This window comes from Marilutibacter penaei, assembly GCF_014145395.1.
Lineage (GTDB): Bacteria > Pseudomonadota > Gammaproteobacteria > Xanthomonadales > Xanthomonadaceae > Marilutibacter > Marilutibacter penaei.
Map to the genome: position 1 here is coordinate 286,595 of NZ_JACHTE010000003.1, position 15,464 is coordinate 302,058.

Annotated in this window: 11 protein-coding genes; 9 read left to right on the plus strand and 2 right to left on the minus strand. The window is 63.5% G+C overall.

Annotation, left to right across the window (positions count from 1 at the left end; all coding sequences use genetic code 11):
• Positions 1-20 precede the first annotated feature (20 nt).
• The 9 genes from H4F99_RS05560 to H4F99_RS05600 all read left to right on the plus strand — a co-directional run bounded on the left by H4F99_RS05560 (position 21) and on the right by H4F99_RS05600 (position 13,034).
• Positions 21-1,406 carry a class I SAM-dependent methyltransferase gene (locus H4F99_RS05560; protein ID WP_182668733.1) on the plus strand — a complete coding sequence of 462 codons (1,386 nt, stop codon included), beginning with the start codon at positions 21-23 and terminating at the stop codon, positions 1,404-1,406.
• 61 nt (positions 1,407-1,467) lie between these two features.
• Positions 1,468-3,318 (plus strand): glycosyltransferase, encoded by a 1,851-nt coding sequence (locus H4F99_RS14605; protein ID WP_182668734.1) that lies wholly within the window; start codon positions 1,468-1,470, stop codon positions 3,316-3,318.
• Complete coding sequence (locus H4F99_RS05570; protein ID WP_182668735.1) at positions 3,311-4,600, plus strand: glycosyltransferase family 4 protein; 1,290 nt, start codon at positions 3,311-3,313, stop codon at positions 4,598-4,600. Before H4F99_RS14605 ends, H4F99_RS05570 begins: the two co-directional genes overlap by 8 nt.
• Complete coding sequence (locus H4F99_RS05575; protein WP_182668736.1) at positions 4,597-7,098, plus strand: LicD family protein; 2,502 nt, start codon at positions 4,597-4,599, stop codon at positions 7,096-7,098. Before H4F99_RS05570 ends, H4F99_RS05575 begins: the two co-directional genes overlap by 4 nt.
• 18 nt (positions 7,099-7,116) lie before the next feature.
• On the plus strand, positions 7,117-7,572 hold the full coding sequence (locus H4F99_RS05580) for an adenylyltransferase/cytidyltransferase family protein (RefSeq protein WP_182668737.1): 456 nt from the start codon (positions 7,117-7,119) through the stop codon (positions 7,570-7,572).
• Between the two features lie 49 nt (positions 7,573-7,621).
• Complete coding sequence (locus H4F99_RS05585; protein ID WP_182668738.1) at positions 7,622-8,659, plus strand: hypothetical protein; 1,038 nt, start codon at positions 7,622-7,624, stop codon at positions 8,657-8,659.
• Positions 8,656-9,486 carry a CatB-related O-acetyltransferase gene (locus tag H4F99_RS05590; RefSeq protein ID WP_220481045.1) on the plus strand — a complete coding sequence of 277 codons (831 nt, stop codon included), beginning with the start codon at positions 8,656-8,658 and terminating at the stop codon, positions 9,484-9,486. Before H4F99_RS05585 ends, H4F99_RS05590 begins: the two co-directional genes overlap by 4 nt.
• 4 nt (positions 9,487-9,490) lie before the next feature.
• Positions 9,491-10,198 (plus strand): class I SAM-dependent methyltransferase, encoded by a 708-nt coding sequence (locus H4F99_RS05595; RefSeq protein WP_220481046.1) that lies wholly within the window; start codon positions 9,491-9,493, stop codon positions 10,196-10,198.
• A 100-nt stretch (positions 10,199-10,298) separates the two neighbouring features.
• Positions 10,299-13,034 carry a glycosyltransferase family 2 protein gene (locus H4F99_RS05600; RefSeq protein ID WP_182668739.1) on the plus strand — a complete coding sequence of 912 codons (2,736 nt, stop codon included), beginning with the start codon at positions 10,299-10,301 and terminating at the stop codon, positions 13,032-13,034.
• Between the two features lie 76 nt (positions 13,035-13,110).
• Here H4F99_RS05600 and H4F99_RS05605 read toward each other — a convergent pair whose 3' ends face one another.
• The gene (locus H4F99_RS05605) at positions 13,111-14,229 is read right to left on the minus strand and encodes a polysaccharide pyruvyl transferase family protein (RefSeq protein WP_182668740.1); all 1,119 of its coding nucleotides are present in this window, start codon (positions 14,227-14,229) and stop codon (positions 13,111-13,113) included.
• Between the two features lie 53 nt (positions 14,230-14,282).
• Positions 14,283-15,404, minus strand: coding sequence for a polysaccharide pyruvyl transferase family protein (locus tag H4F99_RS05610; RefSeq protein WP_182668741.1), 1,122 nt, complete (start codon positions 15,402-15,404; stop codon positions 14,283-14,285).
• Positions 15,405-15,464 lie beyond the last annotated feature (60 nt).

The window sequence follows — 15,464 nt, forward strand, 5'->3', positions numbered from 1 at the left end:
ATCGAGAGAGGCAATACCTGATGGCTCAATACCAGTCTTTTCCGGGCGCACCCGGGGACTCGCTGACGCTGGAAAAGCTGAAGTTGCTATCGCTTCCCGACCTGGCCGGCCGGAGCTTCCTCGACGTGGGCTGCAACGAAGGGTTCTTCTGCGGGTTCGCGCGCTCTCAGGGTGCGGATCGCGTAGTAGGCATCGACCATTCCGCGGGCTACATTGCCCGTGCACGCGAGCGTTTCCCGGAGTGCGAGTTCCATGCCCGGGGTTGGGACGCGCTGCCGGAAGGTCCTTTCGACGTGATCCTGCTGGCGTCTGCATTGCATTACGCCGAGGACCAGGAGGCGCTGCTCCATGAGCTGGCCGGCTTGCTCTCCCGTGACGGCGTACTGGTCGTCGAGCTGGGGATCTTCTCGTCCAGGAAAAGCGAATGGGTGAAGGTCAAGCGCGGCAGCGATGATCGCCTGTTCCCGACCATGCCTAAATTGAAGGAAATACTCGTCGATTACGCTTGGAAATGGATGGGCCCGAGCGTGTCCCAGTCGGGAGACCCGGTGGGTCGCCATGTTGTGCATATTTCGCGCAGACGCCCTGCGGCGTACCTGCTCATGCAGCCGCCTGCCTTCGGAAAGTCGAGTATCGCCCGGTCCTTGTTCCCGAAAGCGGGCATCCCACATGTATCGGGCGACCTGCTGATCGGGCAGGTCGCGGGTTCCAAGGTAAGGGCGTCCGAAGCGCTGACGCGCGCGATCAAGGAGTCCCACTCCCCGTTCCAGCTGGACCAGACGATCCAGCGGGTGTTCGACAGGGGGCTGGCGGGGGACCTGGTGGCGCTCTGGCTCGAGCAGGCCGGTGACGGTGACTTCGCCTTGGATATGTACGTGCCCGCGGAACACCAGGCGAAGCTTCGTGAACTGATTCACGATGCTGGCTATCTGCCTGTCGTGCTGGACTGGGAGCGTCCGGGACCCCGGTTCGTTCCCAAGCAGGTGATCGTCGAAAGGGCGGAGACTTTCTATCTCTCGCTCGACGAGGGCGTCGTTGCCAGTGCACCCCGTTCTGGCGGGATGGTCGGATTTGTCGACGAACTCGCCGTATCCGAAGGCAAGGTCAGGATTCGTGGCTGGGCATCCGATGCCAACGGCGTCATGCCCGATGCACTGTCGCTCACGCTCGGTCGCCGACGCTACGACGTCAAAGCTTTCGAGAAGGAGCTTCGTCCCGACGTGCAACGACACCGTGACCTGCCCCATGCCCTGGTCGGATATCGCGCATGTATTGACGTGCCAGGTGTCGGTTGTCTCGCCGACCTGGAGGGCGACATCGTGGTGAAGGGTTTGTCGGAGAGTTCGGGAGACAATCCCGCATTTACCTTGTCATCGACGGTGAGCGAGCAGTTGAAAGGAGCGTGATGCGGTCCCGAGCCCGACCAAGAGAGGTGTTCATGCCCCCGTACCATGGAGCCAACACAACGTGAACGTCCTCAAGCGAGCCATGCGGCGTCTGCCGCTCCTGCGCGGCCCAAGTGCCCAAGTCAACATCCAGGACGCGCCGATGGCGTGGTCGCCGGATGGCGGCGGCACCCGCGTCGAGACCAAGGTCGATCATGTCGCCCGCATCGGCCGATCCGTTCTGGCCAGTGGCTGGTCGAGCTCGAGTGGCGTAGGCCTTGGCCTTTCCGTCGGTGGTTCGCCCATCGACTGCATCGTGTTCAGGGTCGAGAGGCCCGATGTCAATCGCTACCTCGGTCAGTCGTCGGATGTACGGTTGGGGTGGGTGCTGCTTGCCGTGGATGCCCCGATGGGCGAAGTATCCCTGCAGTGTCTGGGAGCCGGCGGCGCGCCGGTACGGACTGCGGCGCTCCATATTGGACATGGCACGATCAGCCGAGACGCCAGTGTCCAGTTTGAACCAGCGCTTGCGACGCTGAAGCAACGGAACCTGCTCGACGACGCGGAGATCGGACGGCTCGCGTCCGCGTCACTCACCGTGGTGTCCACGAACGGACTTGGCAGCGGAGCACTGGACGACGCGCGCTGCAGCAGCGTAACGGGGGGGGCGGTCGTATCCGGATGGCTGGTGACGGCGAGCGGCGTCGATGCATGGCTGGAGGACTCCAACGGACGCCGGTTCGACCTGGATGAGGCCTACCGCGGTGAACGAAGCGACATCGAAGCTGCTTTGCCCGTGTCTTTCCGGCACCGGGCCCAAGCGGCCGGATTCCTGGCGCGCTTGGACGGCATTGCTCCGGACGAACGCATCAAGCTTGTGGTCAGCGACGGCGACAAGGAGGAGCGGCTGTCCGAGCTGACATGTGTGGACTGGGCGTTGGAACTGGATGCGGCAAGTCGTTGGCTGATGAGTTATCCGACTAACTTGAATGCGCTGGCCGAGCGTATTCGGCGCATCGACCTGCCGCTGCTGGCCCCGATGATCGAGGCGGTTCATGATCGATGGCAAGAGCTCGATGTTTCGGTCGCGCAGGTCGGCATGCCGCCCGCAGCACCACGCGCAAGCCTGATAATTCCGTTGTATGGCCGGTTTGACTTCGTTGAGCACCAATTGTCGGAGTTCGCGCGGGACGCAGCGTTGCTCGCGCACGTCGAAGTAATCTACGTAATAGATGACCTTAATCTCGTGCAGCGAATGGCGAGCGAAGCCCATGTGCTACACGGTTTGTACAAGGTGCCGTTCAAATGGGTCTGGGGAGGTGCGAACCGGGGCTTCTCGGGGGCCAACAACCTTGGAGCCGCACACGCCAGCAGCGATCTGCTGGTGTTTCTCAACAGCGATGCTTTCCCAGTCGAAGCCGGCTGGGTGCAACTCATGGTCGACGCGCTTGATTCGAATCCCGGCGTCGGAGCCGTGGGTGCCCGCCTGCTGTTCCCGGATGGTTCGCTCCAGCACGCGGGAATGGAATTCCGGGCTCGTGATGACCTCGGTATCGTCGTCAATGCCCATCCGATGATGGGCCTGGACCCGGCCCTCGACACCCGTGATGGGCTGGTGCAGGTGGCAGCCGTCACCGGGGCGTGCCTCGCGATCAGCCGGGCCGACTTCGATGCGGTCGGTGGCTGGGATACCGGTTACCTCATCGGCGACTTCGAAGATTCGGATCTCTGCATGAAACTTACACGTGCAGGCAAGGTGATCGGATACCTGCCCTCGGTCACGCTCGTTCACCTGGAGCGCCAATCCTTCAAGCTTCTCGGCGATGGCGACTTTCGAACGCGCGTGGTGATCTTCAATGCGGTGCGTCACCAGACGCGTTGGCCCGACCTGCTTGCGGCGAACCGGATGGCAATGGAGCGCGCGGATGGCTGAATCCATGTTCAAAGAACGCATTCTGGTCGTTGCGCATGCGCATCCCGATTTCAGCTTGGGCGGTGGCGAGATCGCCGCGTACAACCTGTTCAGGGCCTACCGCGAGTGCAGCCAGGTCGAACAGGCCTGGTTCCTCGGGCGTGCCGACAGGGGCAGGAAGAACAGCGGTAGCCTGGGCATGCGTCGCCAGGACGAATACATCTGGGAGCAAGGCATCGGCGACTGGCACCTGATGAAGGCGGCCAATCGCGAAGCTGTCCTCACCTCGTTCGCCGAGTTGGTGCGCTCGCTGAAGCCCACGATCGTGCATGCCCACCACTACATGCACCTGGGGCTGGAGTTCATTCGCGTCATCAAGAACATCGATCCGACGATCCGCATCTACCTCACCCTGCACGAGTACATGGCGATCTGCCGCAATAACGGGCAGATGATCAAGACCGACGGCAAACGCCTGTGCAGCAGCGCGTCTCCCGACGAGTGCCGGGCCTGCTTTCCGCAACACACGCCGGAGGATTTCTGGCTGCGCGAGCATGCATTCAAGCGAACCTTCGACCTGGTGGATGGCTTCGTTTCACCTTCGCATTTCCTCAAGCAGCGCTATGTGGATTGGGGCATCGATCCGGAGCGGATCGCTGTAATCGAGAATGGCCAGGAAGCCCTGTCGCAGGTGGCTCCGCGTGTACCGGAGGAGGGCGAGGGTCGCAACCGCTTCGGCTTCTTTGGCCAGATCACGCCCTACAAGGGCCTGCACGTCCTGCTGGAGGCATTGGCTTGCCTCAAGCGGAAGCAGCGTCGAAGGATCGTGCTGGAAGTGCATGGCGCCAACCTTGAATTGCAGACGGACGAGTACCGCAAGCGCATCGAAACGCTGCGCCAACCCCTGCTCGATGAGGGCGTGGTGCAGTGGATCGGCCCCTACCAGCCCCATGAAATGCGACACCGGATGGCTGGCGTGGACTGGGTGGTCGTACCCTCGATCTGGTGGGAAAACTCGCCGATGGTGATCCAGGAATCCTTTCTTTGCGGGCGCCCTTTGCTGGTGTCCGATATCGGAGGCATGGCGGAGAAAGTCAGGCACGGCGTCGATGGGCTGCATGTAGCCACTGGCAACAGTGTGCAGTGGGGACGTTCGATGTTGGCCGCATCAGAACCCACGGGCCTTTGGGAGCGCGCCCGGGCGGCCATTCGGCAGCCGCTCGCCCATGACGCCTGCGCCCAGGCACACCTGGCCTGGTTCGCCGCCAGGGCGAGCAGTGGTACGACGCGGTGGCACCGATGAGCGCACGTGGGGATCTCCCAGGGGCTTTCACCTTTGTGGCCCACGTAGGCGACGGAAAGACCGGGACGTCGGCGATCCAGAAATCGATGGCTAGCCAGCGCGAGCGCTTGCTCGCACTGCGCGTGTTCTACGCCGGCTTGATGTTCGAGCATATCCCTGCACGATTCGATTGGCAGCGTGCATCCCGTATCGAGGCGTTCCATGCGCTTCCAGCGGAGCGCGCGATCGAGGAGATGACCGCCGTCATCCGTGACACTCTGGCGCTTGCACGCGAACGTGGCTGCACCACGATCGTGCTTAGCAACGAGACGCTGCTTGGTCGCAGCGGACCGATGATCGAGGCACTTGCGCGCGTTGCCGAGGAAGGGGTGACGGTGAAGCCGGTCGCCTACGTTCGCCGGCATGACGCTTGGGCACGATCGGCCTACCTGCAGTGGGGCTTGCGCCACAAGACTTACGAAGGCCCGATCCGGAACTTCGAACAATGGTCAGGACGCCGTGACTTCGGAATCTATCGGAAGCTGGGGCCTTGGCTTGCAGCATTCCCCGATGCCGTCGTGCTGCGAAATTTCGATGCCGTGCCGGATGCGGCACTCGACTTCATGGAAGTGCTCGGCGTAAAGGCTGAAGACACGCGGACGGTGAGAGCCAACGAAACACCTGCCTACGAGGAACTGGCACTACGGGCGCTCTTCAACCATGGCCAAAGAGAACGCGTGACCCCTGCGCGCTTCAATCAGTTGTTCCAGACGCAGGCCATGGACTTCCGGCTGCCGCTGGGAGAGTGGTTACAGGCGCAGTTGCCCAGCAACGCGCAGTTGTCCGCCATTGCGGACCACTGCGCGGATGATCGCAGGCGGCTCAATGAGCTCCTGGTCGCGGGTGGCCAGGCTCCCCTTGAAGCCAACATGCTGGACGAGCGGCCCTTCGACTTTCATCCCGAAGTGGTGATGTCCACCCTATTCCAGATCCTTGGCAGCCAGGCGAAACGCATCGAGGCTCTTGAGAAGCGGATCGAGGGCATTCCTGCGCCAGAAGCGCATTCGGGCGCGTCGACCTCGATCGATTCCAACGTGGCTGAGTCGTTTGCGCAGGTCGATCCCGCCGTCGCCGAGGCATTGGCACCGTCGCTGGGCTACTTCGGTGCCAATCGTTTCGACACTTTGTCGCTTCCGGTACCTGGCCCCATTCGAGAGTTGCGGCTGACCGTCGAAGCGGACAAGCCCACGTTCCTGAATCTCAGGAAGCTCGAACTACTATGCGGCGGTAAAGTGGTCGGCGTCGATGCCGCGCGCGTTGCGGTTGAGCAAAGCAGCGTCGCTGGTGATGAGAGGGTTAACGGAGCACACGCGCTCATGCATGGCGCAGGTATCCACAGTGCGGCGGAGCAGCAGCCGTGGTGGCGTGTGCGTTTCGATTCGCCCCTCCAAGTGGATGAGCTGCGCATATGGAACAGGAGCGATGGGTGGGGCTGTCGCTCCAAGCACCTCAAAGTTAGCGTCGTGGACGTGCACGGCGCGGAACGCGTGCTGTATCGGGGCGGCAGCCAAGTGACGCTCGAAGGGACGCTGGCCGCGGTAGCGCATGCCGCGGGGGTCGGGATGCCCGTACTTCCCGGTTCCGCTGCTGAAGCGGAGACCCTTCGTCGCTCGCTCCTTGCAGGCGTGGCCACTCGAATCCGCTCCGAGAAGATGGACGTTACCAGCATAGACTGGCGCTCCACCATGGCGATGCTCGATATCTGGCGCGATGTGGAGCCTAGTGCCGATGAATGGGGGGTTCTAGCGGGGTATCTTTTCGCTCAGTATCGAGCTAAAGGCGGGACCAGCATCAAGTCCTTCTCCTTGTTGCTGAATACACGGGAGCGCTTGGCTCGGCTCCAGAATGAGCTGAATATTCTCGGTGAGATGCACGAAGGCACTCGCTTCATGCTGACCCGGCATGGCGTGAAGTCCGAAGGGGTGTTGAGGAAGGAACCAGAGCGGTTTCTCGCTCATATGGCCGCAGTCATGGCCGTCCTGGAAGAAGCAGGCCGCGAACCCATGATGGCGTACGGAACGCTTTTGGGCGCGGTGCGCGACCAGAATTTCATCGCCCATGACGACGACATCGATATCCTCTATCACGCTAAAGCGGGCTCTCGAGCGGCGGTGGAGGGGGAATTGATGGAAGTGAAGTCGCTCTTTCAGAGAGCGGGCTTCAAAGTCGTCGACCTGCTGCCCAACAGCATGAATCTGCACGTGATTGACCCGAGCAATGGTTCGGTGATGGATGTCTTTCCCACGTGGTTGGAGGAGGGACAGATGCAGATGCACATGGAGGCCATGAAAGTTCGAGGCATTGAACCAGCCATCCTCTTTCCACGGGGGAAGATGAGCTTCCTTGGCCGGACATTTCCCACGCCCGCTGATCCTCCGGGCTACCTGCTTGAGCGCTACGGGCCGGACTGGAAGGTTTCCGATCCGTTCTTCGAATGGCCCTGGAAGCTAAGTAACTAGGCCCGTCGGAGGGCTGAAATGACTACTGTAATTACTTACGGCACGTTCGACCTGTTCCATGTCGGGCATGTGAACCTGCTTCGCCGGCTCCGGGACCTGGGTGACCGCCTGGTGGTCGGTGTGTCCACTGACGAGTTCAATGCCAGCAAGGGCAAGTCGGCGGTAATGCCGTACGGTCATCGCGCCGAGATCGTCCGTTCGCTCCGTTACGTCGACGATGTGTTCCCCGAGTCTTCCTGGGACCAGAAGCGCGCGGATATCGCCCGCGAAGGTGCTGACATATTTGCGATAGGTGAGGACTGGGTGGGGAAATTCGACGACCTCGGCGACGTTTGCGACGTCGTGTATGTACCCCGGACGCGCGACATTTCCACGACGGACCTGAAGCAGGTGCTGCAATCCATGCAGGAAGAGCGCGTCCAGGAGCTGAAGCGCGCGACCGAGCACGTACTGCAGCTCGTATCGCGGCTCTGAGCCTGAGATGGCACCTGGATCACGCCCGAGCTGCCTGCTCCACGTAGGCATGCACAAGACGGGAAGCTCGGCCATCCAGCTTGCCTTGTCGCGCTCGTTCGACGGCTATGTCGACCTGGGGCGTGGTCCCAACCACAGTGGTGCGCTGCACGCGGCATTCGCCGAAAACCCGGGTGCCTACCACTTCTTCCGCAGGCTCGGGCTGGATGACCAGGAGCTGGCGGGAATCCGCCAGCAGGTCCTGGAACGGCTGGCCACCGCGCTGGCGGACGGCCGCCAACGCTATGTACTCTCCGGGGAGGACATGTGCTCCCTGGACGACAGCGAGCTGGAACGCCTGAAAGCGTTCATCCTCGGCTACGTCGACACGGTCGACGTGGTGGCGTACGTCCGTTCTCCCGCATCGTTCATGGGGAGCGCCTTCCAGCAACGTATCCGCGGAGGCTATTCAAGCTTCAACCTGATGGCCCTGTATCCACAGTACCGCAAGCGACTGCAACGCTTCGACCGCGTGTTCGGGCGCGCACGCACGCGGTTGATGCCTTTCTCGCCGCGGCGTTTCATCGGCGGGGATGTGGTGTCGGATTTCAGCGAGCGTATGGAGCTGGGCTTGGAGCCCGATACGGCTCGTGCGCACGTGAACGTCGGCCTGTCAGGGCCGGCGACCGCCCTGTTGTATGTGTACCGCAAGTTCGGAAGTCCCAGGGGGGAGGGGCGGGAGGACATCCGGATCAATCGCGCCCTGGTCTGGGCCCTGGGGCAACTGCCGGGCGACAAGTTCCAGTTACGCCTCGCTGCGCTGGAAGGCGTGTTGGCCAGGTTCCGGGCCGACATCGACTGGGTCGAGGGTCGCATGGGGAAGTCCTTCGAAGCGGAAATCGAGCATCCCGGCTTCGGCGTCGCGGCGGAGCCTGATCTCATCCGCGTTTACGAAGCGCAGTTGGCATGGCTTCGGGATCTCGATCCCAACCTGCCGGTCGACATGGCTTCGGGGCCCGACGAGGTCGCCCGAGCCGTGCATTCGGTCGTTCCCTTGGTGTTGGAGCGGTACGCCCACGCCAGGAAGCTGGAGAGGTTGGCCGGATGATGGTCGATCGCCCAACGCAGCGCCAGAGCATCGCGCGCGACCTCCACGTCACCAAACCGCTGCTCGAGGCCCTCGCCTCGCATGGCATCATGCTCCGCTACAACCAGCGGGGGCCGGGGCCGTCGCGCATGGGGTGGCTCGAGGTTGGCGACATCCTGAAAATTCGCCGTCGCTATTCTGTGGAACAGAATGTCGGGTTCTACGGAGGGCCCTACATGGGGTTGAAGGGGAGCAGGCCGGCGTCCGGGTTCTGCCCCATGGGCGCGTTCAGCTACTCGTACTCACCGCTTCCGGAACGCTGTTCCGTTGGCCGCTACTGCTCGCTTTCGTCCGGCATCCAGTTCCTGGATTCCCTGCATCCCAGCGACGCGCTGACCACCTCCGCCTTGCTGGTGAACAGCAAGAACGCGCTGTTCCTTCCTGCCGCTACCGATGCGACGCAGGCGCATGCCAAGGCATACAGCGTTTCCCAGGGCAAGCCTTTCCCGACGATCGGGAGCGATGTGTGGATCGGCTGCGACGTGACGCTGGCGTTGGGCATCACCATCGGGACCGGTGCGATCGTGGCGGCCGGCAGTACCGTCACGCGCGACGTGCCGCCTTATGCGGTGGTCGCCGGCGCACCGGCACGGGTGCGCAAGTACCGCTTCGATGAACCCACCATTGAACGACTGCTCGCATCCCGGTGGTGGGAGTTGGATCCCCAGGATGTTTTCGCCGCGGACTTCGATGATCCTTTGGCCTGGCTCGACAGGTTCGAGGCGGCGCCCGGACGTTTCCGGCCTTTCCAACCGCGTCTATTCAGCTTCCACGACTACGAGGAATAACCCGATGAGTGAAGAAAGCAGTCCGCCCCTGACGCCTGAGAGCCTCGTGGAAGCCTTGGAGAAGTGGTTGGGGCATCGCCACACGGGTTATGACTTCGTGAAGATCGGCAAGATCATGGCCGCTGCCGACACGGCACGCTTTGTCCAGGAGCACATGCCGCTCGCGCCGGTGCACCGCCGGAAGCGGGCGTTGCACGAGGACGGCTTCAAGCTCGCCCGTCCCGGAGGACTGTTCCTGGAGTTCGGGGTTGCCGGTGGGCATTCGATCAATTTCATCGCCGACAGCAACAAGGGCGCGACCATCCACGGGTTTGACAGCTTCGAGGGCCTCCCCGAGGCATGGACGGCCACTTACAAGAAGGGCCACTTCGCGCAGGGATTGCCCGAGGTCCGGGACAATGTCGAACTGCACGTGGGTTGGTTCGACCAGTCGCTTCCCCCCTTCCTCGAGTCGCATCCAGGCCCGGTCTCCTATCTGCACGTGGATTGCGACCTGTATTCGTCGACCGTGACCATCTTCGAACTGCTGTCGGAACGGATCGTCGAGGGCACCGTGATCGTGTTCGACGAATACTTCAACTATCCGACCTGGCGCGATCACGAGCACAAGGCGTTCATGGAGTTCGTCGCTCGGCGTAACGTCAGGTTCCGCTACTTCGGCTCGGTGAACTGCAACAAGCAGGTGGGTGTGGTCATCGAAGCGATCGGATGAGCAACGCCGTAGGAAGTCCGGGGTGGGGATATGATCTCGACGCCCGCGCGGTGCTCCGTATCGGGCGTCGCCGGTCCAGGAACATCGAAGGTCGCATCGCATGAAATCGAAGCAACCCGCGCAACTCGACCCGGGCTGGCACCTCGTCTCAGGGATCGCCCCCGGAGGCCTGCCCGAAGGCGCGCACGGCTGGCTACGGAGCGTGGGCACGAAAGACGCCCCACGCCTGCCTCTCGGCCCGCTGCAGGCCGGCGAGCGGTTCGAGGTGGTCCTGTCCGTCGACGGTGGTGAGTTCGAGGCCTTTGCCGAACTGCCGGGTGCGGAGGCGGAACATGGGCCTATCAACGTGGAAACCTTCGCCATTGGTCGCAGGGCGGCATTGTCCCGGATGCTCCGGGGTGAAGGGCGCAGCGCGTCGGCGGGCGCAGTCGCGAGTCGGCTGGCCCGGGCGCTGATGGGACTCCTTCGTGGAGGCGCGCGCGGGGGCGTCTATGCGCTCGCCTCTGCGTACCAGGTGCCCCTGTGGCCCGACATGGGGCGCCATGGCATTCCCTGCACGGTGACGCTCCAGACAGGTATCGGTTGGCGAAGTGCATGGGTGCCGGTGAATGAACTCGCCGGTGCCTGCGGTGAAGACGGCACGGACGTCATCGAGTGGACGGCCCTGGGGGCCGATCCGCAGTTCCAGCTCCGGCGTTCGGGCTTGCCGTTCGGGCTTCCCGCGGGCTGGTACGAGATCCAATTCGAAGCCGAGGTCCTGGAAGGATCGCTGTTGAGCCCTACACTGTTTCCCGACTATGGCCGGGGCTGCCAGCACCATGAGCAGATCCGCCTGCCCGAACCCGGGCCATCGGGCGTGTTGCGAGCGACGGTGATGCTACGCGAGCCGGTCTCCGCGCTCAGGTTCGACCCCAGCGTCCGACAGGCACGTTTCCGTGTGCAGCGCTTCACACTGCGCAAACTGGGCCGCGTGCGCGCCCTGATGGGGCTGCTGGGGGCCCGACGCGAAGCCGATGGGAGTCTCGACTACCGGGCCTTGGCCAACCGCTCTGCGCGTTTCCTGCGTGACGCCACCCGCGACGGGCTTTCCAACGCTGCGACCCGCCTGCATCGGCACGACGACAGCGATGCAGGGGCGACATACGAGAGGTGGGTGCATCTCTACGATACGTTCGACCGGAACGACGTGGCCATGATGCGCACGCGCGCCTCCCGTCTCGTCCATCGCCCCCGATTCTCGATCCTGCTTCCGGTGTACGAGACGCCCGAGAAGTGGCTGCGGCGCTGCCTGGACAGCATCCTTTCGCAAGCCTACCCGGAGTGGGAGCTCTGCGTCGTCGACGATGCCTCGAGCTCCCCGCATGTCAGGCAGGTCCTGGAGACCTACCTGGCGAAGGATTCCCGGATTCGCGTCACCTGGCGTGCCACGAACGGACACATCTCGCGAGCCTCTAACGACGCGCTCGCCATGGCGACCGGTGACTACATCGCGCTGATGGACCACGACGACGAGCTTCGCCCGCATGCGCTCCTCGAAATGGCCGAGCGCATGCAGGCCGATCCCGGCCTGCGGCTGCTGTACTCGGACGAGGACAAGATCGACGTCGAGGGGCAACGGATGCAGCCCTATTTCAAACCGGACTGGAATCCCGACCTCCTGCTGTCGCAGAATTACCTGTGTCATTTCACGGTACTGGAACGGCAGCTGGTGGAGGACGTCGGCGGCTTCCGCGAGGGTTTCGAGGGCAGCCAGGACCACGACCTATTCCTCAGGTGCACCGCAGTGCTGACGGGCGAGCAGATCGGACACGTCCACAAAGTCCTCTACCACTGGCGTGCCATACCGGGCTCGACCGCCCACGAGCGCAGTGCCAAAGACTACGCCTCAAACGCGGGCCTGCGTGCGGTGGCCGACCACCTGGCGCGCCATGCCCCGGGTGCCGAGGTGCTCGACCTGGCCCACGGGCACTACCGGGTCGTCTGGCCGCTGCCGGATCCGGCGCCCCGCGTGAGTATCCTCATCCCCACCCGCGACCGGGTGGACCTGCTGTCAACGTGCGTCGAATCCCTGTTGGCGCTGACGGACTATCCCGACATCGAGATCATCGTCGTCGACAACCAGTCGGAGGATCCCGGAACGCTTTCCTACCTGGAAAGCCTGCGCGAGCGTCCGGGGATCCGGGTCCTCGCCTACGACGCGCCGTTCAACTATTCGGCGATCAACAATTGGGCCGCCTCCCAGGCCTCCGGGGACGTGCTTTGCCTGCTCAACAACGACATCGAAGTCGTGGACGGCGCCTGGCTGCGCGAGATGGTGGGGCACGCGCTCCGCGACGAGGTCGGCGCGGTGGGCGCGATGCTGCTCTACCCGGATTACAGGATCCAGCATGCCGGCGTGGTGCTCGGCCTGGGGGGGGTCGCCAACCACATCTACTGCGGCCTCCCGGACGGAGCTGCCGGGCATGGCGCGCGTGCGCTGGTGGCCCAGGACATGTCGGCGGTGACCGCCGCCTGCCTGGTGGTACGCAAGGCCGTGTACGTTTCAGTCGGCGGCCTGGACGAACGCCTGCAGGTGGCGTTCAACGACGTCGATTTCTGCCTCCGCCTGCGCAAGGCCGGGCTGTGGAACGTGTGGACGCCGTTCGCCCGCCTGATTCACCATGAATCCGCCAGCAGGGGGCGTGACGAAGAAGGCGAGAAACGCGAACGCTTCCTGCGGGAGGTGGCCCACATGGAAGCGGAATGGAAGGACTGGCTGGAGGCCGATCCCGGATACAACCGCAACCTCAGTCTCGAGAACTTCGCCTCCGAACCCGCGTTCCCGCCGCGGGCCTGAGGCGCCCGGTTGCGCGGGCGGGCCACGGGCCGGCCGGCGCCCGTCCAGTGGGGCGTGCGCCGGATCCCGATGAAGATCAGATAGGCGGTGCCAGGCGGTTCTGCACGCCGTTGCGTCGCAGGTACTCGTGGAAACGCCTGTAGTTCTCCGGGTACTTGCGATTGAAGTGGGCCGTGTCGATCTTCTCCTTGACCAGTTCCTCGATCCGTACGTCGGCGGGGATGTCGGCCAGGGCCACCTGGGGCAGGCCGAGGTGATCGCAGAATTCCTTGGTGCGGCTGTCGTGCGTCACCCAGAGCGACGGAATGCCGCGTTGCATGGATGCCATGTTGCCGTGGAAGCGGGTGCCCACGCAGAAGTCGAAGCCCTGGTCGAGGAACTCGAACCAGACGGGCATCGAATAGAACTGGTGGAATGTCTCGTTGATCCAGCGATGGTAGGCCGGGAAACTCACGGCGCCGGACCGGAACAGCTTCAGTTGCGGCGGCGGCAGCAGGGCGAGCAGGTCTTCCGGCACGCTGGAGATGTCCTCGTACACCGGCTTGCCCTTGATCGCGTACTCGAAGTGCTCGCATTGGCCGATATGCGAGGCTCCGGCGCGCATAGAGCTCGCAAGCAATGCCCTTTCCTCGGAGTGGAGGGTGAAGTTGATGATAGAGCGGCTGCCATCAATGTTTGGTGCCAGCTCGGGGAACCGGAAGTCCGGGCGCAGGCTGATGAAGCACGACTGGCAACCGACCACCTCGACGTTCTGGATGCCGAGCGCGTTGCAGAGCTCGGCGGTGAAGGTGCCGCGGACGGCGATGCTCGCCGAGTGGCGCGAGAGGGTTTCGAGCAGGCGTACCGTGTTCGGATTGACCTTGCAGTCGGCGATGGCCGTGTTGAGGGGGGCCTGCGCACCCAGGCCGAACACGACCGTGGGCAGCCCGAGCTTCTCGATATAGTCCGCCAGGGTGACGTGCCCGTTCGTGAAGTCCGGGTTGAAGTTGACCGGGATCGTCGTCGCCGCGACGAACGCGAGGTGCGAACACGTGTCGCGCACCTTCTGCAGGGATTCCTCGCTGGTGTCGCGGATATCCACGTTGATGTGGTCGCCCACGATATGGCGGGCAGCATAGCCATGCAGGAAGTTGCCCGTGTTCTCGCGGAAGCCCTCACGCCCCCTCTCGGTGATCCCGCAGAATGCAATCGTCATCTTGTCGTCTACCTTGAATCTGTTTCGGTCGGCCCAAGCTCGATGGTCCCGCGTCACGGGGTGAGAGTGCTGGGGATGTCGTTCTCGGCGTAGAACGCCATCAGCTCCTGGTGGCACTTGGCGATCGCGGCATTGCACGTCGCCCAGTCGTGCTCGAGCATGGTCGCGACGGGGTCGCGCCATTCCTCGGTGACGTCCTGGTAGGGGAGCTTGTATAGCTGGCAGAACTCTTCCAGGCGCGAGTCGTACGTGTAGTAGTAGCAAGGTGAGCCCTGCAGCAACGCCACCATGTTGCCATGGAAGCGGAAGCCGATGATCGCGTCCAGGTCCCGGGCCTTGGCAAGCCACTCCTCGATGCTCTTGACGCTCACCATGCGCGACACGATGTCGAGCGCGGAAACCGAGCCATCGCCCTGGATTCCCTTCAGCAGGCCTTCGGCGGCCTCGACCCTCTCCTCGAAGGGCGCCAGGCGGTCCGCGATCACGAACTCGCGCATGACGCCCTGCTCGAACAACGAAGTGACGGTGGAGTTGCGGATGGAGAAGTCGATGACCTTGTGGTGCATCGCACGCGCCTCCTGGGGCGCATGGCAGAAGATGTTCCGGGACAGGCCGCTGTGGAGGGAGACGCCGAGGCGACGGTGGGAGGTGGCCAGCAGTTCCGGAACGGCGATCGAGGGCCGCGCCAGCGTGTAGAAAAGGGAAGGGCAGCCGGTGATGCGGATGTTCTTGCCCCCGAGGCGCTCGACCACCGACGCGGTGAAGTCGCCACGCACCGAGATGCTCGCGCCGCGCTCGTTCAGTCGCGCGATGAAATCCCGCGCACCACTGTTGCCGTCGAGGAAGGTGGCGTCCGCGACGGGGTTCTGCGCGCCCAGGCCGACGATGGCCGCCGGCGTTCGAAGGCTGTCGAGCGTCTTGCATGCCGCGGCGAAGTCGAACTGGTCGTGCAGGTAGGTGGAGCCACGGATGACGGCCAGGTCGCTGGGCGCGCTGGAGGTATCGCCGAAGGCGATACGCGAGAACGTGTCCGAAGCGAGCTGGCGCACCACCGATGCGCAAACCAGCATGTCGCCGTAGTTGGGCTTCCACTTGGAGGTGCGCATGTCCGCCCATGTGGTGAGGCTGCCGGACTGGCTATGGTTGAAGTGGATCAGGAGTATGTTCTTGTGCATGTCTCGATCTTCGCCGACGCTTCGGGGGGCTACTACCAGTCGACGACTGGCGGTCGATGG